This is a genomic window from Streptomyces litmocidini (assembly GCF_014649755.1).
In the GTDB taxonomy this organism is placed as follows: domain Bacteria; phylum Actinomycetota; class Actinomycetes; order Streptomycetales; family Streptomycetaceae; genus Streptomyces; species Streptomyces litmocidini.
This window is the reverse complement of record NZ_BMTQ01000007.1, coordinates 38470-55991: the sequence shown is the minus strand read 5'-3', so window position 1 is coordinate 55991 and position 17522 is coordinate 38470. Positions and strand designations below refer to the sequence as shown.

General features: G+C 73.3%; 15 protein-coding genes and 1 pseudogene. 10 read left to right on the top strand and 6 right to left on the bottom strand.

The window, feature by feature from the left end:
* The first annotated feature begins 88 nt into the window (after positions 1 to 88).
* The 3 genes from IE180_RS17185 to IE180_RS17175 all read left to right on the top strand — a co-directional run bounded on the left by IE180_RS17185 (position 89) and on the right by IE180_RS17175 (position 4651).
* Positions 89 to 1204 (top strand): asparaginase, encoded by a 1116-nt coding sequence (locus tag IE180_RS17185; RefSeq protein ID WP_190157753.1) that lies wholly within the window; start codon positions 89 to 91, stop codon positions 1202 to 1204.
* Positions 1205 to 1460: 256 nt separating this feature from the next.
* Complete coding sequence (locus tag IE180_RS17180) at positions 1461 to 2894, top strand: aspartate ammonia-lyase (protein ID WP_190157752.1); 1434 nt, start codon at positions 1461 to 1463, stop codon at positions 2892 to 2894.
* Between the two features lie 107 nt (positions 2895 to 3001).
* Positions 3002 to 4651: a GMC oxidoreductase gene (locus tag IE180_RS17175; protein ID WP_190157751.1), complete on the top strand. Its 1650-nt coding sequence runs from the start codon at positions 3002 to 3004 to the stop codon at positions 4649 to 4651.
* Between the two features lie 58 nt (positions 4652 to 4709).
* Here IE180_RS17175 and IE180_RS17170 read toward each other — a convergent pair whose 3' ends face one another.
* The gene (locus IE180_RS17170; RefSeq protein WP_190157750.1) at positions 4710 to 5198 is read right to left on the bottom strand and encodes a carboxymuconolactone decarboxylase family protein; all 489 of its coding nucleotides are present in this window, start codon (positions 5196 to 5198) and stop codon (positions 4710 to 4712) included.
* Positions 5195 to 6274: an NAD(P)H-dependent amine dehydrogenase family protein gene (locus tag IE180_RS17165; protein WP_190157749.1), complete on the bottom strand. Its 1080-nt coding sequence runs from the start codon at positions 6272 to 6274 to the stop codon at positions 5195 to 5197. Before IE180_RS17165 ends, IE180_RS17170 begins: the two co-directional genes overlap by 4 nt.
* Positions 6275 to 6704: 430 nt before the next feature.
* On the opposite strand from IE180_RS17165, the gene IE180_RS17155 reads away from it, so the two are divergent.
* From IE180_RS17155 to IE180_RS17145, 3 genes and pseudogenes are all read left to right on the top strand, one after another.
* Positions 6705 to 7544, top strand: a complete 840-nt coding sequence (locus IE180_RS17155) for a GAF domain-containing protein (RefSeq protein ID WP_190157748.1) — start codon at positions 6705 to 6707, stop codon at positions 7542 to 7544.
* 68 nt (positions 7545 to 7612) lie between these two features.
* Positions 7613 to 7939: a hypothetical protein gene (locus IE180_RS17150; RefSeq protein ID WP_190157747.1), complete on the top strand. Its 327-nt coding sequence runs from the start codon at positions 7613 to 7615 to the stop codon at positions 7937 to 7939.
* Between the two features lie 182 nt (positions 7940 to 8121).
* Positions 8122 to 8701: pseudogene (locus IE180_RS17145) on the top strand (transposase); the annotation flags it as partial.
* On the opposite strand, the gene IE180_RS17140 reads toward IE180_RS17145, so the two are convergent.
* Positions 8674 to 10086, bottom strand: coding sequence for a pyridoxal phosphate-dependent decarboxylase family protein (locus tag IE180_RS17140; protein WP_190157746.1), 1413 nt, complete (start codon positions 10084 to 10086; stop codon positions 8674 to 8676). The pseudogene IE180_RS17145 and the gene IE180_RS17140 overlap by 28 nt on opposite strands.
* 280 nt (positions 10087 to 10366) lie before the next feature.
* Here IE180_RS17140 and IE180_RS17135 point away from each other — a divergent pair, with 280 nt between their 5' ends.
* Positions 10367 to 11161: a L,D-transpeptidase family protein gene (locus tag IE180_RS17135; protein WP_190157745.1), complete on the top strand. Its 795-nt coding sequence runs from the start codon at positions 10367 to 10369 to the stop codon at positions 11159 to 11161.
* Between the two features lie 150 nt (positions 11162 to 11311).
* Here the strand turns inward: IE180_RS17135 and IE180_RS17130 are convergent, their stop codons facing one another.
* Positions 11312 to 12694, bottom strand: a complete 1383-nt coding sequence (locus tag IE180_RS17130) for an NAD(P)/FAD-dependent oxidoreductase (protein WP_190157744.1) — start codon at positions 12692 to 12694, stop codon at positions 11312 to 11314.
* A gap of 160 nt (positions 12695 to 12854) precedes the next feature.
* Between IE180_RS17130 and IE180_RS17125 the strand changes: the two genes are divergently transcribed.
* A complete protein-coding gene (locus IE180_RS17125) occupies positions 12855 to 13427 on the top strand; it encodes an NADPH-dependent FMN reductase (RefSeq protein ID WP_190157743.1) in 573 nt (190 codons plus the stop codon).
* A 6-nt stretch (positions 13428 to 13433) separates the two neighbouring features.
* Here the strand turns inward: IE180_RS17125 and IE180_RS17120 are convergent, their stop codons facing one another.
* On the bottom strand, positions 13434 to 14600 hold the full coding sequence (locus IE180_RS17120; RefSeq protein ID WP_190157742.1) for a YncE family protein: 1167 nt from the start codon (positions 14598 to 14600) through the stop codon (positions 13434 to 13436).
* A gap of 311 nt (positions 14601 to 14911) precedes the next feature.
* Positions 14912 to 15199 carry a hypothetical protein gene (locus IE180_RS17115; protein WP_190158001.1) on the bottom strand — a complete coding sequence of 96 codons (288 nt, stop codon included), beginning with the start codon at positions 15197 to 15199 and terminating at the stop codon, positions 14912 to 14914.
* 190 nt (positions 15200 to 15389) lie between these two features.
* On the opposite strand from IE180_RS17115, the gene IE180_RS17110 reads away from it, so the two are divergent.
* Positions 15390 to 16595, top strand: coding sequence for an RNA ligase (locus tag IE180_RS17110; protein ID WP_190157741.1), 1206 nt, complete (start codon positions 15390 to 15392; stop codon positions 16593 to 16595).
* A gap of 1 nt (position 16596) precedes the next feature.
* On the top strand, positions 16597 to 17514 hold the full coding sequence (locus IE180_RS17105; protein WP_190157740.1) for a phosphatase domain-containing protein: 918 nt from the start codon (positions 16597 to 16599) through the stop codon (positions 17512 to 17514).
* The last annotated feature ends 8 nt before the right edge of the window (positions 17515 to 17522 follow it).

Below are 17522 nucleotides of genomic sequence, written 5' to 3'. Positions count from 1 at the left end.
AGGCGGCTGATTTCGCAATCGCCTTGCGCGCCCCCTGCCCTACCGTTGCGAGCGTAGAACACCTGGGCACGGAGTGAGGACGGCAGGCATGAAGCGGACGAACGACGGAGGAGCACGCCGGATCGTCGTCATCAGCACCGGCGGCACGATCGCCAGCCGCTGGCAGGGCACCGGCTACGCGGCCGACGCCTCCGGCGACGACGTCCTGGCCACCGCGCCCCTCCCCGAGGGCGTCACCGTCGAGGTCGTCGACCTGTTCAACGTGAACAGCTCCCGCATGACCTCGGCCCACCAGCTCGCCCTCCTGCGCACCGTCCACGAGACCTTCGCCGACCCGGGCGTCGACGGCATCGTCGTCACCCACGGCACCGACACCCTGGAGGAGACGGCCTTCCTCCTGGACCTCCACCACGCCGACTCCCGCCCGGTCGTCCTCACCGGCGCCCAGCGCCCCTTCGGCACCGGCGACGGCGACGGCCCCGGCAACCTCTACGACGCGCTCCAGGTCGCCGCCTCCGTCCGCGACCTCGGCGTCCTCGTCGTCTTCGACGGGCGCGTCCACGCGGCGCGCGGCACCGTGAAGACCCAGACCCTCGCCGCCGACGCCTTCTCCGACCCCTCCGCCGAGCGCCTCGGCCGCGTCGGGTTCTCCCGCGTCGACATCGAGCGGCAGCCGGAGCGCCCCGCCCCGCTGCCCCTGCCGGCCGCCGCGCGGACCGCGGCGCCGGGGGCGGCCGACGCCGTCCCGCTGCCCCGCGTCGACATCATCACGCACCACTCAGACGGCGACCCGTTCCTCCTGAACGCGGCCGTCTCCGCCGGCGCCCGGGGCATCGTCCTCGTCGCCACCGGCGCGGGCAACGCCACGCCCGAGATCGCCGCCGCCGTCGCGGAGGCGGTCGCCCGGGGCGTCCTGGTCGCCGTGACCACCCGCGTCCCCGCGGGACCGCTGGCCGAGATATACACCGGCGGCGGCGCGGTCGACCTCGTCGCCGCCGGCGCCCTCCTCACCGGCACCCTGCGGGCCGGCCAGGCGCGGATCGCCCTCCTCTCCACGCTGCTCGCCGAAGGCACCACCGCCGCGGGCGACCCCGCCCGCGGCACCGCCCTCCTGCGCCGCCTCCTCGAAGGGCCGGTCCGCGCCGAGCCGGTCCTCGCCACCGGCCACTCCCGCTCCGCCTCGGCGGTCGCCGCCCGCGCGTAGAGCCCGCCCGCGGCGCCCGTCCCCCGGACCGGCGCCCGGCCGACGCACACCCCACAGCCCCGGCTCGCGGACGGCGCATCCCCCCGCCCGCCCGCGAGCCGGAATCAACCTCCCCCACCGGCGCACCGCGCCCGCCGGGTCCCCCGGCGGCTCCGCCGTGCCCGGAAACGGCCACGGGGGCCGTACGCGCACGCGTGGACACACCGGGCGCGCCCCTCCGCACCCCACCCCCTCCTCTCCCCAAGGACGGCTCCTCATGGTTCCCGCACCGGCCCCGCACGACGCCCCCGTCCGCCGCGAGCACGACCTGCTCGGCGACCGGGACGTCCCCGCCGACGCCTACTGGGGCGTCCACACCCTGCGCGCCACCGAGAACTTCGCCATCACCGGTACGCCCATCTCGGTCTACCCGCTGCTGATCGACGCGCTGGCCGCCGTCAAGGAGGCCGCCGCCCGCGCCAACGAGGAGCTCGGCCTGCTGGCCCCCGACAAGGCCGACGCCATCGCCGGGGCCTGCCGGGAGATCCGTACGGGACACCTGCACGACCAGTTCGTCGTGGACGTCGTCCAGGGCGGCGCGGGCACCTCCACCAACATGAACGCCAACGAGGTCGTCGCCAACCGTGCCCTGGAGCTCCTCGGCCACGCCAAGGGCGACTACGCCCGGCTGCACCCCAATGAGGACGTCAACCTCGGCCAGTCCACCAACGACGTCTACCCGACCGCGATCCGCATCGCGGCGATCGGCGCCGCCCGCGAGCTCCTGAAGGCCATGGCGGTCCTCCAGGACGCCTTCGCCGCCAAGGCCCTGGAGTTCCGCGAGGTCGTGAAGATGGGCCGCACCCAGCTCCAGGACGCGGTGCCCATGACGCTGGGCCAGGAGTTCTCCACGTACGCCGTGATGCTGGAGGAGGACCGCTGCCGGCTCGCCGAGGCGATCGAGCTCATCCACGAGATCAACCTCGGCGCCACCGCCATCGGCACCGGCCTCAACGCCGCCCCCGGCTACGCCGAGACCGCCCGGCGCGAGCTCGCCGAACTGACCGGCCTGCCGCTGGTGACCTCCGCCAACCTCATCGAGGCCACCCAGGACTGCGGCGCCTTCGTCCAGCTCTCCGGAGTCCTCAAGCGGATCGCGGTCAAGCTCTCCAAGACCTGCAACGACCTGCGGCTGCTCTCCTCGGGACCGCGCGCGGGCCTCGGCGAGATCAACCTGCCTCCGGTGCAGGCCGGTTCCAGCATCATGCCCGGCAAGGTCAACCCGGTGATCCCCGAGGTCGTCAACCAGGTCGCCTTCGAGGTGATCGGCAACGACATCACCATCACCATGGCGGCCGAGGCGGGGCAGCTCCAGCTCAACGCCTTCGAGCCGGTGATCTTCCACGCCCTCTCGAAGAGCCTGCTCTCGCTGCGCGCCGCCTGCCTCACCCTCGCCGACCGCTGCGTCACCGGCATCACCGCCAACACCGAGGCGCTGCGGGCGGCCGTGGAGAACTCCATCGGCCTGGCCACGGCGCTCAACCCGCACCTCGGCTACACCGCCGCCACGGCCATCGCCCAGGAGGCGCTCGCCACCGGCAGGGGAGTCGTCGAGCTCACGGTGGAGAAGGGCCTGCTGCCCGCCCGACGCCTCGCCGAACTCCTCACCCCCGAGCGCCTCACGGGCGCTCCGGGCCCCGCCGTCCTCTGACGGGCGGGAGTGCCTTTCCGGCCCAAGTTACCCGGCAGTTTCTCGTGACTTCCTCGACGGGCGGTCGTAGAACGTGTTCCCATTCACTCGCGAGTGAGGAAGACCACATGAGTGAACACGCCCTGCCCGACCGGGGAGATCACGGAGTCAGCCGCCGCCGCTTTCTCGCGGGAACAGGTTCTGTTCTCGGCGCGGCCGCCCTCGCCGGGGCGATCACGACCCCCGCCCGCGCCGAGGTCCCCGGCCTGAACTGCGCCCCCATCCCCGACGGCTCCCAGGTGCGCGCCCTCGTCATCGGCACCGGCTACGGCGGCTCGGTCGCCGCCCTGCGGCTCGCCCGCGCCGGTGTCGACGTCCACATGATCGAGATGGGCATGGCCTGGGACGCCCCGGGCCCCGACGGCAAGGTCTTCGCCAACACCACCAAGCCGGACTACCGCTCCTTCTGGCTGCGCACCCGCACCAAGCAGCCGCTGAGCCAGTTCCTCGGCTTCCCGCTCGACAAGGACGTGCCCGTGCACACCGGCATCCTCGACGCCGAGGACTTCGCCGGCATCACCGTCTACCAGGGGCGCGGCGTCGGCGGCGGGTCCCTCGTCAACGGCGGCATGGCCGTCACCCCGCTCCGGGAGCGCTTCCCGGCGATCCTCCCCACCGTCGACCCGGCCGAGATGTACTCCACCTACTACCCGCGCGCCAACGCCGGCCTGGGCGTCACGCCGGTGGACGTGAACTGGTGGGAGGACGCGGACTGCTACCAGTACGCGCGCGTCGGCCGCAAGCACGCCCAGCGCTCCGGCTTCCCCTTCGTCTTCGTGCCCAACGTCTACGACTGGGACTACATGAAGCAGGAGGCCGCCGGATCCGTCCAGAAGTCCGCCCTGGCGGGCGAGGTCATCTACGGCAACAACGTCGGCAAGAAGAGCCTCCAGAAGACCTATCTCGCCCAGGCCGCCGCCACCGGCCGCGTGAGCGTCTCCCCGCTCCACCGGGTGACCTCCGTCAGCCCCGCCGCCGCGGGCGGCTACGCCGTCGTCATCGACCAGATCGACACCACCGGCGCCGTCCTCGCCACCAAGACCGTCCGCGCCGACCGGGTCTTCTTCGCCGCCGGCAGCGTCGGCACCAGCAAGCTCCTCACCCGCCTCAAGGCCACCGGATCCCTGCCCGCCCTCAACGACCAGATCGGCAAGGGCTGGGGCGACAACGGCAACGTCATGTGCGGGCGCGCCAACCACATGTGGGACCCCACCGGCAGCCTCCAGTCCTCCATGCCCACCGCGGGCATCGACAACTGGGACGCCGGCGGGGCCTTCGCGGAAGTGGCCCCGCTGCCCACCGGCATCGAGACCTACGCCTCCTTCTACCTCTCCATCACCCGCACCCCGCGCCGCGCCGAGTTCAGCTGGAACCCGGCCACCGGCACGGTCGACCTGAGCTGGGACCGGGCCTGGAAGCAGACGTCCATCGACATGGCCAGGTCCATCTTCGACAGGATCAACAGCAAGGAGGGGACGATCTACCGCACCGACCTCTTCGGCGCGTACAAGATCTGGGGCGACCACCTCACCTACCACCCCCTCGGCGGTGCGGTCCTCGGCCGGGCGACCGACAACTACGGCCGGCTCCACGGCTACTCCGGCCTCTACGCCATCGACGGCTCCCTGATCCCCGGCAACACCAGCGTCAACCCGTTCGTCACCATCACGGCCCTCGCCGAACGCAACATCGAACGGATCGTCGCCGAGGACTTCTGACCGCCGGCACGGGGGAGAGGGGCCGGCCGGAACCCCGGCCGGCCCCTCTCGGCCGTCCTCAGCGCGTCGGCAGCGCGCACACCGTGTCGAGGCCGAGCACCCGGTTGAGCCGCCCGAACGCCAGCCACGACCCCAGGCTCATCGTCAGCTCCACGATCTCCGCCTGGCTGTACCGCGCCGTCATCCGCGCCCAGAACTCCCCGTCGAGGCCGTGGTGGTCGAGCGCGTACCGCTCCGCGTACTCGGCCGCGAGCCGCGTCCGCTCGTCGAAGGCCTCCGAGACCTCCGTCTCCCGCCACGCCGCCACCAGCTCGCCGAACCCCTCCTCGACCCTCACCCCGTCCCGGTCGGTGCGCCAGTCCAGACAGAAGCCGCAGCCGTTGATCTGCGCGATCCGCAGCCGCGCCGCCTCGAACTCGCGCAGCCCCAGGGTCGTGTGGGCGTACACGGACAGCGAGAAGTTCGCCGCCGCCGTCCCGATCTCCGGGACCATGTCGCCCCACACGTACCCGATCGGCTCCTGGCCCTCGGGAATGTCGATGATCACCGTGGTCTCCTTCCCAGCTTGCCGACCGCCGGCCGCAGCGGCACGTCCAGCGCGTCGTACAGTCCCGGCTCCGCCGCCACCAGCCACTCGATCGCCCCGACGAGCCGCCCCACCGCCGTGGCGTTCCCGCCCGCCGAACGGTTCTCGCCCTCGTCGGTCGCCGCCACCGTCACCTCGATCCGGGGACTTCCCTCGACGATCACCCGGTGCGCGCCGGCGCCGTCCGGCGGCACCGGCCAGTCCGGCGCGCACGAGGGATGGATCCGGGTGACGTGCTCGATCACGATGCGGGGCTCCCCGCCGACGATCCCCTGCACCTCGAAGCGGACCGCGCCCTGCGTCCCCGCCTCGAAGACGCCCATCGTCCGCGTCCTCACCGTGGACTCCAGCGGGCGCCGCTCCAGCGTCTCGCGGATCCCGTCGAGCTCGGCCCCGAGCGCGCGGGCCATCAGCCGCACCTGCCCGCCCCAGATCATGGTGGGCACCGAGGGCCACAGCATGGGCGGCTCGTACTCCATCGGCCGGCCCATGCCCACCAGCTCCCGGACCGACTCCTCCTGCTCGTACGTCGAGTAGTCGAAGATCTCCTGGCAGCGGATCACGTCCACCGCGGCGGCGAGCCCGCTCACCAGGAGCGGCAGCACGTCGTTGCCCCAGCCCGGGTCGACGCCCGACACGAAGAGCGAACCGCCGCCCTCGGCGACCGCGGCGAGCACCGGATCCCGGAACTCGGGCGGGGCGTTGCGCTGGTCGTACAGCGGGTACAGGGCGGGCGTCACCACCACCGCGCCCGCCGCCACGGCCCGCGCCACATCGGCGAGCGCCCCGTCGGGCCGGGTGTCGCCGGAGGCCGCGTACACCACCGCCCCCGGCCGCCCGTCCAGCACGGCGCCGACGTCGTCGACGGCCGCCACCCCGAGATCGCGCCCGAGCCCCGCGAGCCGGCCCGCGTCACGGCCCACCTTGGCCGGGTCGGACACGAGCACGGCCGCGAGCTCGAGACCCGGGTGGGCGTCCACGGCCCGAATGGCCGCGCGCCCCACGTTCCCGGTACCCCACACCACCGTCCGAATCATGCGCGGAGGGTAGCGCCGGGCCCCGGAGGTTCCCAGACCCGCGACGCAACTTTCTGACGTACCGTCAGAAATGATGTCCGCCGGACCGGACGGGCCCCGCGCGGGAAACCGTGAGCGTTTTCGGCGACCGCGCTCTCGCCACGCCGCGGCTCGCGCGGGCCGGCGTCGTCGAGGCGATGCGGGATCTTCTTGTGCGGCCGACCCCGGACACCGGCCCGCGACCGGATCGGGGACCGGCGATGCGCGGTCGACTTTGATCTCGCGAAGCAGGGTGGCGTCAGAAAGACGTGCCCGCCTTTGCCGTGTGCTTTGCGCCGCTTTTGGTGTGAACGCCCCACGTCGAGGCAGGATCCGGTGTCGCGGAGATCGCCGACGCCGAGCGCTCCGAGGCTGCGGTGTGGGAGTCTGCGGGAGCAGGCCACTGTCGAGCGTGGAGCTACACGTAAAGATGAAGCAATGGTTGGCCGAACGGGGCGTTCACTATCTTTTTCTCCTTTTCTCCGCGGTCCTGGGTGTGGCGGTTGCGGTCGTCTCCGTGTGGGCGGACGGGGCGCAAGGGGCCGACAAGAAGATGTGGGCCCTCATAGCCGGTATATCCGCCTTCGGTGTCGTTCTCATCACCCACTTCGAGAAGCGCCTGGTGGAGAAAGGGAAGAAGCGGGCAGAGGATCGCGCCGTCCGAGCCGAGGCGGACATGACGATGCTGTACTCGACGACGCTTCGCCCCTTGAGCGACAAGGTCAAGGAACTGGCCACGCTCTATGCGACCGCAGCGCCGTTGCCGTTGTCGGCTCCCGTACAGACGGTCTCCGACCTTCAGCAGAAGCGCAAAGAAGTCCTGGACGGCGTGCTGAGGGGAGCAGTCGCCCTCACCGCCCCGCCGATCGGCCCAGGCTTCCTTCCGCGCGCACGATGCAGCTTCTACCTGTACGACGCGGCCACGGGAGGCTTCAGACTCGAGGGCACGTTTCCCGGGGCCCGCCCTCCCCGGACTGTCATCGACCCCGTCGGTGCAGCCCACATGAAGAACGAGATCCTCGGCGGAGGGGGCAAGACGTTCAGAATCGACGGCGTTCACGAAACGCACTCGTACCTCGTTCCCCCCGGTACGGGCTACGAGGCTGTGATCGCCGTTCCCGTCATCTACGGGACCACGGAGATCGGAGTACTCTCGGTAGACGCTCCGCTCTACGTCGACTTCATCGATCACCACGTCACGCTCATGGAGTCACTGGCTGACATCCTCGCGTCTGCGTACGCACTGGGGTAAGAGGCAGGTATTCGATGGCACGGTGGAACCCATGGCGTCGGCGGTCTGCGCCGCGTGACACCCTTTTCATGCCCGAGTACATGGAGGGCGTCAGTCCCGAGAACTGGAATGTGCTCGTGCAGCACGAGTACATGCGCCAGTCCGCCCTGGAACGGGCGCGCCGTAACGTGGAGGCGGAACTAGCCCGGCCACGTGAACAGAACCTGTCCAACCTCGGTGTCACCGTGGTCGCCACGTCGGTGTTCGGCATCATCTCCGTCGCCATGTTCGCGATCGGGTTCGGGTGGTGGGCGCTTCTCCCGCTGTCTCTGCTGGTGCCCGCGCTCGCTCTGGGCCTCCACTTCACGCGCCGGGTGATTCGAGACGCAGCTGCCCCCGCGGGCACGCCTGAGTGAGCGTTTTCAGCATGGCTACTGATCGGGTGACGCCGATGAGGTCGAGGCGGGGGCCGCAGCGCGCAGAGCCCCTGTGCCGTTCAGGGAGGTGTTCGAAGTCTCAGCCCATCGGCACAGGAGCCTCGCCGGTTCCCCGTCCTGCCGCACTCGGCCTCCCGCACGCCCTCGTCGAGCGGGTCACGATGCTCATCGTCACCCGTGAGGGCGACCGACGGTGCAAACTCCCGCCGCACCAGCGGGCGCTCGTCGCTCTGGTGTACCCACGCCGCCACGGCACCCTCATCCGAATCGCGTCCGGCTTCGGCGTATCCGTCGGCACCGCCCACGCGTACGTCACCGCCGTGCCCGGCCTGCTCGCCGACCGGGCACCGGGCCTGCTCAAGACTCCTGCGCGAGCGTGATCCGGAGTTCGTCCTGCTGGACGGGACCCTCACGGAGTGCGACCGCGTCGGCGACAGCCGGGCCGACTGCTCAGCCAAGCACCGCCGGCACGGCGTGAACGTCCAGGTCGTCACCGGCCCCGCCGGTGAGGTCCTGTGGACCTCGCCCGCGCTGTCGGGCCGCACCCACGACCTGACCGCAGCCCGCACCCACCGCATCATCCGGACCTGCGAGGGTCAGGGCGTCCCGATCCTCGCCGACCGCGCCTACCAGGGCGCCGGCCCCTGGGCCGCCACCGGACTCGGCGGCCCCACCGCTTCCGGCGGGGCCCACGAGGTCGCGACGGTCCGTGATCACGCGTCCCCCGCCGCGGAGAGCCCCTCGACCGCCCGGGCCAGCGCGTCCCGGACCCGGTCCGCGTCCGCCTCCGTCGTGCGCCAGTTGCTGAACGCGGCGCGCAGCGCGGGCGTGCCGCGCAGGACCGTGGGAGTCAGGAACGCCTCGCCGGAACCGGCGACCGCCCGCGCCACGGCGGCGAGCCGCTCCGCCGTCGGGCGCTCGGCGAGGGTGAAGCAGACGACGTTCAGGCGCACCGGCGCGAGGAGCCGCAGACCGGGCACCGCCGAGATCCCCTCACCGAGGCGGTCGGCCAGCGCGGCACAGCGCTCGACGATCTCGGCGTGCCCCTCGCGCCCGTACGCGGTCAGCGAGAACCAGGCGGCCAGGGCGCGCAGCCGCCGGGAGTTCTCCGGCGTCAGATGGAGGAAGTCGGGCGTCCCGTCGGGAAGGCCGAGATACGACGACTCGTTGTGGAAGACCCGCACCTGGAGGTCCTGGCGGCGGGTGAACTGGACGGCGGCGTCGTACGGGACGTTCAGCCACTTGTGCAGGTCCACGCAGATCGAGTCGGCCGCGTCCAGCCCGTCGACGAGCCCGGCACGGGCGGGAGAGAGCGCGGCGAACGCGCCGAACGCGGCGTCGACGTGCAGCCAGAAGGCGTACCGCTCCTTGAGCGCGGCGATCGCCCGCAGGTCGTCGAAGTCGACCGTGTTCACCGTCCCGGCGTTCGCGACCACGACGGCGGGCCGGCCGCCCAGCGACTCCAGCGCCCCGGCCAGCGCGGCCACGTCCACGGCCTCGCGCTCCCCGCCGAGCAGCGGCACCGGCCGCAGCCGGTCCCGCCCGATGCCGAGCACGGACAGCGCCTTGGCGATGCTGGAGTGCGGGCTGCCGGACAGCACGTGGACCGGGCCGAGCGCGGCGGCCCCGGCACGGGACACCGACACGCCCAGCCGCTCGCCCAGCCACTCCCGGGCGACGGCGAGCCCCACGGTGTTGGACATCGTGGCACCGCTGACGAACGCACCCCCGTGCGCCCCGCTCAGCCCGAAGAGCTCCCGCAGCCAGCCCACCGTCTCGCGCTCCAGGGCGTCCACGGTCGAGCCGCCGCCGGCGGCGCCGTTCTGGTCGTAGGCCCCGGTGAGCCAGTCGCCGACCAGGGCGGCGGGGGTGGCGCCGCCGGTCACGAAGCCGAGGTAGCGCGGGCCCGTCGAGCCGGAGAACCCGGGCTCCCAGCGCCGTGCGAACCGGTCCAGCGCACCGCGCGCGCCGACGCCTGCCGTCGGCAGCGGGTCGGGCTCGGGGGCCTCCGCGGGGGAGGCGACGGGCCGCTCGTCGACCCCGGAAAGCCCGTGGGCCGCGAAGTCGCTTGCGGATTGGAGGAGTTCGGGCAGCAGGGCGAGGTCGGCGGCGAGCGTGGGATGCATGGCCTCAGGGTAGGCGGGTCGCCAGGGCGTCCGCAGGGCCGATCCGAAGGGATTGGCCCGGTGCCGTGAGGCCCCGTCGGCGGGCCGACCGCTCCCCGTGGCACGCGACCGGTCGGACCGTCGGTGCCCGCCCGCGTGACACGGCCCTCCGGACGCGGGCTCGACGGGGCGGGCCGCCGTGGAAGCGGCCGTACGGGTGAGGGCGCGGTCGTGGGGGCAGCGCCGCCCGTCGAACGGGTACGGATCGCTGCATTGCCCCCGGCCAGGAGGATGCCGTCCCATGCCCGTCCGCAAGGGCGCCCCCGCGCTGCTGAGCGCCGGCACGCTGTGCGCGGCCCTGTTGCTCACCGCCTGCGCGAGCCCCGCCCCGTCCGCGCCCGCCCCGACCTCCCCGACGTCCGCGTCCACCTCGGGCGACAGCCGCCCCGCCCCGGGCCCGCCGGCCGTGGCCGCCAACGACCTCGCCTCCGCCCCGGTCCCCGCACCCCGGATCCCCGGCGTCGGCCCGGCCACCCAGGCCCACGTGCCCGACGGCACGACCCAGGCCTTCGTCGTCACCGGTGCCACCGCCGACTCCGACACGGCCACCGCCACCCTCTACCGGCTCGACCCGGCGCGCGGCTGGATCGCGGCCGCCGGGCCGTGGCCCGCCCGCAACGCCCTTCGGGGCTGGACCGCCGAGCACACGGCCGGCGATCTGCGCTCCCCCATCGGGGTCTTCCGGATCGGAGACGCGGGCGGGCGGCTGCCCGACCCCGGCGCCCGGCTCCCGTACGACGAGGACGAGCAGTTCGACATCAGCGGCACCGGATTCCTGGGCGAACCGCTGGAAGGGTCCTTCGACCACGTGATCGCCATCGACTACAACCGGGTGCCCGGCCGTACCCCGCTCGACAGGGAACGCCCCCTCGGCGACGGGAGGGGCGGGGGCGTCTGGATCCACGTCGACCACGGCGGCCCCACCCAGGCCTGCGTCGCCCTGGAACGGGAGGCGCTGCGCGCACTCCTGCGCGCCCTCGACCCGGCCGCGGAACCCGTCGTCGTCATGGGACCGGCGTCCGCACTCGCGCGGTGACGCACCGCGGCGCCGGGAGGGGTCTCCCGGCGCCGCGCGGAGCCGGTCCCGGCGGCCCGCCCCGCCCGCCGCGCGGAGCCGGTCCCGGCGGCCCGCCCCGCCCGCCGCGCGGAGCCCGGCTCCGGCCGCCCGGCCGATCGCCGCGCGGGGTCAGTGCCCGCCGCCCGAGCCCACCGCCCCGCGGAACGAGCCCGTGTGCTCGCGGACCTGCTCCGGCGTCAGGTACGCGTCGGTGTACTCGAAGTCCCGCAGCGTTCCCGCCTTCGAGGCCAGGAATCCGGTCCGTACGTAGTCGTCGCCCGCGACGGCGTTGAGCAGCCAGTTCGTCATCACCCGGGTCTTGGCCACGTTGGTCCGCAGCGCCGCCCAGTGGTAGCCGCGGGCCACGGCCTGGGCGGGCGCCCCGTGCAGTTCCACGCCGAGCGGCTTCGACACCCCGTCCAGGCCGCCCAGGTCCACCACGAGCCCCAGGTCCTTGTGGGTGTAGGGACGGGTCCGCTCGCCCCGGAGCTTCGCGACCAGGTTGTCGGCGACGGCCTTGCCCTGCCGCATCGCGTGCTGCGCGGTCGGCGGGCAGATCGCGCCCGCCTCGCCCTTGGCGAGATCGGGGACGGCCGCGGCGTCGCCCAGTGCCCACACCCCGTCGAGGCCCGGCACGTCCATCTCGGCCGAGACGACGAGCCGGCCCCGGAGGGTCTCCGAGCCGAGCGTGCCGATCAGCGGACTCGCGGCCACGCCGGCCGTCCAGATCAGCGTCCGGCTCGGCAGCACCCGCCCGTCGGTGAGCGTCACCGTCTTCTCGTCCACCGAGGCCACCGACACGCCGAGGGACACCTCGATGCCGCGCTTCGTCAGGATGTCCAGGGCGGCGGCGCCCAGCTTGTCGCCCAGCTCGGGCATCAGCTTCGGGGCGATGTCCACCAGGTGCCACTTGATGAGGGAGGGGTCGAGCCGGGGGTACCGCTTGACCGCGTTGTGCGTGAGCAGTTGGAGGCAGGCCGCCGTCTCCGTCCCCGCGTACCCGCCGCCGACCACGACGAACCGCAGCCGCGCGGCCCGCTCCTGCTCGTCGTCGCTCGCGTCCGCCAGGTCCAGCTGGGCGATGACGTGGTCGCGGATGTAGACGGCCTCCGCGAGGGTCTTCATCCCGCGTGCGTGCTCGGCGAGCCCCGGGATGTCGAAGGTGCGGGTCACGCTGCCGGGCGCCAGGACGAGGTGGTCGTACTCCTCGGTCACGAACTCGCCGGAGATCGTCCGCACCACGCAGACCTTCGCCGCCGTGTCGATGCCGACCACACCGCCCGGGACGATCCGGGTCCGGTGCCGCTGGCTGCGCCGCAGGGACAGCGCGACCGACTGCGGGGTCAGCACGCCTGCGGCCACCTGGGGAAGCAGCGGCAGGTACAGCTGGTACGAGAACGGAGAGAGGAGCGTGATCACCGCCTCCCGTTCGGTGAGGCGCCGTTCGAGCCGCCGCACGCAGCCCACCCCGGCGAAGCCGGCGCCCACCACGAGAATCCTCGGTCGAGTCACGCTGTCCGCCTTTCCCTCTGAGTCATGGGTAACCCTTTTTATCGTGATTGGTGGCTTATCGCTCATCGGGTTACGTTGCGGAAGGTTCCCCGGAAGGGTCGGTGAAGGCCCCGTGGAGGGCCTCCGGAACGTCTCCCAGCGGAAGGCAGGCACCACGCGCATGAGCTCCTACCAGGTCGGCTACTTCGTCGGCAGCCTCTCGACGAAGTCCATCAACCGGGTCCTGTCCCGGGCCCTGATCCGCGTCGCACCCCCCGGCCTGGAGTTCCGGGAGATCCCCATCAAGGACCTGCCGCTCTACAACCACGACTTCGACGCCGACTACCCGCCCGAGGGCAAAGCACTCAAGGAGGCCATCGCGGCCGTCGACGCGGTCCTCTTCGTGACACCGGAGTACAACCGGTCCATCCCCGGGGCCCTCAAGAACGCCATCGACTGGGCCAGCCGCCCCTGGGGCACGAACTCCTTCACCCACAAGCCGTCCGCCGTCATCGGCGCCTCGCCCGGAAAGATCGGCACGGCCGTCGCGCAGCAGAGCCTCCGGTCCGTGCTCAGCTTCTGCAACTCCCCGCAGATGAACGCCCCGGAGGCGTACATCCAGTTCGTCCCGGGGCTGTTCGGCGAGGACGGCGAGATCACCGACCCGACGACCCAGCAGTTCCTGACCGACTTCATGAACGACTTCAAGGCCTTCGTGGAGCGCGTCCTCACCGTCCTGCCGCCCCGGCGCTGAACCGTCTCAGAGGACGGCGATCCCGAGCGGCCGCGAACCCGCCGGAAGACGGCGGGTGTCGCCCGTGTCGAGGTCGACGACGGTCAGCCCGTCCCCGTACCCGTCCCGGGTGAAACCACCCGTCACATAGGCGGTGCGCCCGTCGCGCGACACCGCCACGTCCTCGTGCGGCCCCTCCAGGGGGTGGACCCGCTCGGCCCCGCCGGGCGTGCGGACCGTCAGGGAGGGGCCGCGGTCCACGGCAGGGTCGATCGGCCCGGTGCCGACGGTCAGCAGCGTTCCGTCGGCGGTCACGGTCGCGCCGTGCTGATGGGTGTTCGCGGTCATCGGCTCGATCGTGGTCCGGCCCGTCCCGGGGTCGACCACCGCGAGCCGCTCGCCCTCGAAGGGCAGCAGGAGCTTCCCGTCCGAGGGCCGCACGGCCGTGTGGTGCGGCTTGAGCCAGGAGCCGAGCCCGCCCTCCGTGCCGTACGGGGCGACCTCGATCCGGCGCGGCTCCAGCGTCCTCGCCGTGACGACCGTGACGTCGAAGGAGTCGTAGTCCGTCGCGTACACCTCGGTGCCGTCCCGCGACACGTCCACGTCGAACGGCCGCCGGCCGACCGGGACGGCGTCCGTGACCTTCAGCGCCGCCGTGTCGACGACCTCCAGGGCGCCGTTCCCGCCGGGCACGTTGACCCCCACGTACACCCGCCGCCCGTCCGGGGCGAGCGCGATGCCCATGCCGCCGCCCCGGTACTCGCCCGTGGTCACCGGCCCGGTGTCCGTGCGGTACGGGATCAGCGCGAGGCGTTCGCGGCTCGCCGTGTCCACGACCGCCACCCCCTCGGCGGTCGCCACCCAGGCGCGCCCGTCCTCGCCGACGGCCAGACCGTACGGCGCGGTGCCGACCTCCACGGATCCGGTGGCGCCCCGGGCGGGGTCGACGAAGGTGACCGTGTCGGCGCCGAAGTCCGTGACGAGCAGGGTGCCCGGGGCGGCTGGTCCGGCCGGGCCGGGCGCCACGGTGACGGAAGGGCCGGGTCCGGCCGTGGGGGAGGCCCCGGCGGGTGTCGTACCGGTGGCGGAAGCCGTCCCTCCGGGGCCCGGGGCGCAGCCCGCGAGCAGGACCGCGGCCACCGCGCCGGGCACGAGCACCCGGGCGCCACGGGACGGACGGCGGAACTTCGGCATGACGGACTCCTCGGTACGGCGGCCGCGCGGACGGCCCCGCCGGGGTGCCCGCGCCCTGCCCCGATCCTCCGTCCGCGGCCGCCCCCGCCGGGTCCGCCGCCCGTCCCCTCCCGGGCGGCGGGACGGCCGACCCCGGGGTCCACCGATCGGTCGACCCGCCGCCCGGGGGCGCGGCTCTCGAGGGCGTCCGGGAAGCACGGCACCCGCTCGACGCCCGGCCCGGCGGCCTCCGGCACGGGGAGGCGACGGCCCGGGACGACGGCCCGGTGGGGCCGGCGCGTCGGCCGGTGCGGGACGACGGCCCGGTGGGGTCAGCGCATCGGCCGGTGCGGGACGACGGCGCCCGCCTGGCCCATCACGCCCCCCGGGCCGCCGACGCCCATGGGACCGCCGGCGCCCATGGGACCGCCGATACCGGGGTGCGGCGCACCGGCGTGCATGACGGAGCCCTGCTGCGGGATCCCCTGCGGAGGCATCTGGATCACCCGGCTCAGATCCCGCAGAACCTCCTCGGCGACCTGGCGGACGTCACCGGGAACGTCCCCCCGCTCCCGTATGAGCTCGGCGTAGATCGGTGCCGTGCCGTCCGCGTGGTTCATGGGGCTCGCTTCCTTCGTCTGGGCCGGTTCCGTCACCGACGGGCAGACGGCGAGTCTACGGGGCACCACCGACACGCCCGGGATCGGGAGCCCGCTCGGCGCCCCCGCGCGCCCGTCCCACCGCGAAATTCGGTGTCCCGCACGGTCGTCCGGCCCCAGAATGGATCATCGAACACACGGGAGGGACCCCATGAGCCAGGCGACCCTGACTCTGCACGACCTGATGCCGTCCGACGAACTCGCCGCCGCTCTCGCGAACGGGCACGTCACGCGCAAGCACCACCCCGAGCTGCCGCTGTCGATCTACACGTACACGCGCGCGTGCCAGTACGCCCAGCACTGGAACCGGGCCACCACGCGCTGCCGCGGACTCGTCGCCGACGACACCGGGCGGATCGTCGCGCTCCCCCTCCCCAAGTTCTTCAACCTCTCCGAGCACACCGGCGACCGCCCCTACGCGCCCCCGCTGCCCGACGAACCCTTCGAGGTGTACGACAAGGTCGACGGCAGCCTCGCCGTCGTCTTCCACTACGCCGACCGCTGGCACGTCGCCTCCAAGGGCTCCTTCACCAGCGGCCAGGCCACCTGGGCCCAGCGCCGCCTCGACGCCGCCGACACCACGGGCCTGACCCCCGGCGTCACCTACCTCGCCGAGATGCTCTACCCGGGCAACCGCATCGTCGTGAACTACGGCGAGCGCCGCGACCTCGTGCTGCTCGCCGCCTTCCGCGCGGACGGCACCGAGCTCCCCCTCGCCGAGGCCGCCGAGGCGTGGCGGCCCCTCGGCTCCGTCGTCCGCACCTGGCCCGCCATGGACGTCGCCGAGCTCGTCGCCCTGACCGAGTCCAACACCCTTCCCGGCGGCCACCGGGCCACCGGCACCGACGCCGAGGGGTTCGTCCTGCGCTTCGCCTCCGGCCTGCGCGCCAAGGCCAAGCTCAGCGAGTACGTGCGCCTGCACAAGGTGCTCACCGGGGTCACCGAGCGGGACATCTGGCGCAGCCACGGCATCCAGCGCTTCTCCGGCCTCCCGGCCGGCGAGCTCGCCAAGGGCCTCGGCTGCGCCGTCACCGACGTCGAGGCCTCCGGCGGCAAGCCCCTCGACGCCCTCCTCGAACAGGTCCCGGACGAGTTCGACGCCTGGGTGCGCGAGGTGATCGCGAAGCTGGAGACGGCCGCGGCGGACCGCGAGCGGGCCGTCGACGAGGCGTACGCCCGCCTCGCGCACCTCGCCGACGACCGGGCCGCCTTCGCCCGCGCCGCCGGGGACCTCGGCGACCGGGCCCTGCGCGCCCTCCTCTTCCTGCGCCTCGACGGGCGCCGCACCGACCTCCTCGTCTGGCGCCAGCTGCGCCCCGAGGCCACCGACCCCTTCGCCCACGACGAGGAGAACTGACGTGCCTGTCGTCCATCTCATGACCGGCCTCCCGGCCTCCGGGAAGACGACGGCCGCCCGCGCCCTCCAGGCCGCGGCCGAGGGGCGGATGCGCCGCGTCAACCTCGACGACCTCCGCGCCATGCTCGACGTCCCCTCGCCGGACCGCGGCCGGTCCCACAAGCACGAGCAGACGGTGCTCGGCATCCAGGACGCGGCGGTCCGCGCCGCCGTCGACGACGGCTTCGACGTCGTCGTCGACAACACGCACCTGACCCCGCACGTCCCCAAGCGGCTCAAGGCGGCCGTCGCCGGCCTGGCCACCTTCGCCGTCCACGACTTCACCGACGTGCCCGTCGACGAGTGCGTCCGCCGCGACGCCGCCCGCGAGCGGCCCGTCGGCGAGGAGATCATCCGCATCCTCGCCGACAAGCACGCCAAGGCCACCAGGGGCGGCTGGCGCCTCACCGCGGACTGGCTCAACGACCGCCCCACCCTCGGAGAGCCCTACGTCCCCGACCCGACCCTCCCCACCGCCGTCATGTGCGACATCGACGGCACCCTCGCGCTGCGCGTCGACCGGGGCCCGTACGACTTCAGCCGCTGCGACCGCGACCTGCTCAACCCCTCCGTCCGCGACGCCCTGCGCGCCTTCCGGCACTCCGAGCGGGACCGGATCGTCCTCCTCTCCGGGCGCAGCGAGGACCACCGCGCCCTCACCGAGAGCTGGCTCGCCCGGCACGAGGTGCCGTACGACGAGCTGTGGATGCGCGCCTCCGGCGACGGCCGCGGCGACGACCTCGTGAAGGCGGAGCTCTTCGACGCCCATGTGCGCCACCGGTACGCGGTCCGGGTCTCCCTGGACGACCGCGACCGCGTCGTCGCCCTCTGGCGCCGGATGGGCCTCCCCACCTGGCAGGTCAACTACGGGGCCTTCTGACCCGGCCC

Coding starts and splice junctions, on each gene's coding strand:
- IE180_RS17125 (WP_190157743.1), top strand. CDS start 12,855: ATGAGCTCCTACCAGGTCGGCTACTTCGTCGGCAGCCTCTCGACGAAG.
- IE180_RS17175 (WP_190157751.1), top strand. CDS start 3,002: ATGAGTGAACACGCCCTGCCCGACCGGGGAGATCACGGAGTCAGCCGC.
- IE180_RS17135 (WP_190157745.1), top strand. CDS start 10,367: ATGCCCGTCCGCAAGGGCGCCCCCGCGCTGCTGAGCGCCGGCACGCTG.
- IE180_RS17165 (WP_190157749.1), bottom strand. CDS start 6,274: ATGATTCGGACGGTGGTGTGGGGTACCGGGAACGTGGGGCGCGCGGCC.
- IE180_RS17115 (WP_190158001.1), bottom strand. CDS start 15,199: ATGAACCACGCGGACGGCACGGCACCGATCTACGCCGAGCTCATACGG.
- IE180_RS17120 (WP_190157742.1), bottom strand. CDS start 14,600: ATGCCGAAGTTCCGCCGTCCGTCCCGTGGCGCCCGGGTGCTCGTGCCC.
- IE180_RS17185 (WP_190157753.1), top strand. CDS start 89: ATGAAGCGGACGAACGACGGAGGAGCACGCCGGATCGTCGTCATCAGC.
- IE180_RS17110 (WP_190157741.1), top strand. CDS start 15,390: ATGAGCCAGGCGACCCTGACTCTGCACGACCTGATGCCGTCCGACGAA.
- IE180_RS17140 (WP_190157746.1), bottom strand. CDS start 10,086: ATGCATCCCACGCTCGCCGCCGACCTCGCCCTGCTGCCCGAACTCCTC.
- IE180_RS17180 (WP_190157752.1), top strand. CDS start 1,461: ATGGTTCCCGCACCGGCCCCGCACGACGCCCCCGTCCGCCGCGAGCAC.
- IE180_RS17150 (WP_190157747.1), top strand. CDS start 7,613: ATGCCCGAGTACATGGAGGGCGTCAGTCCCGAGAACTGGAATGTGCTC.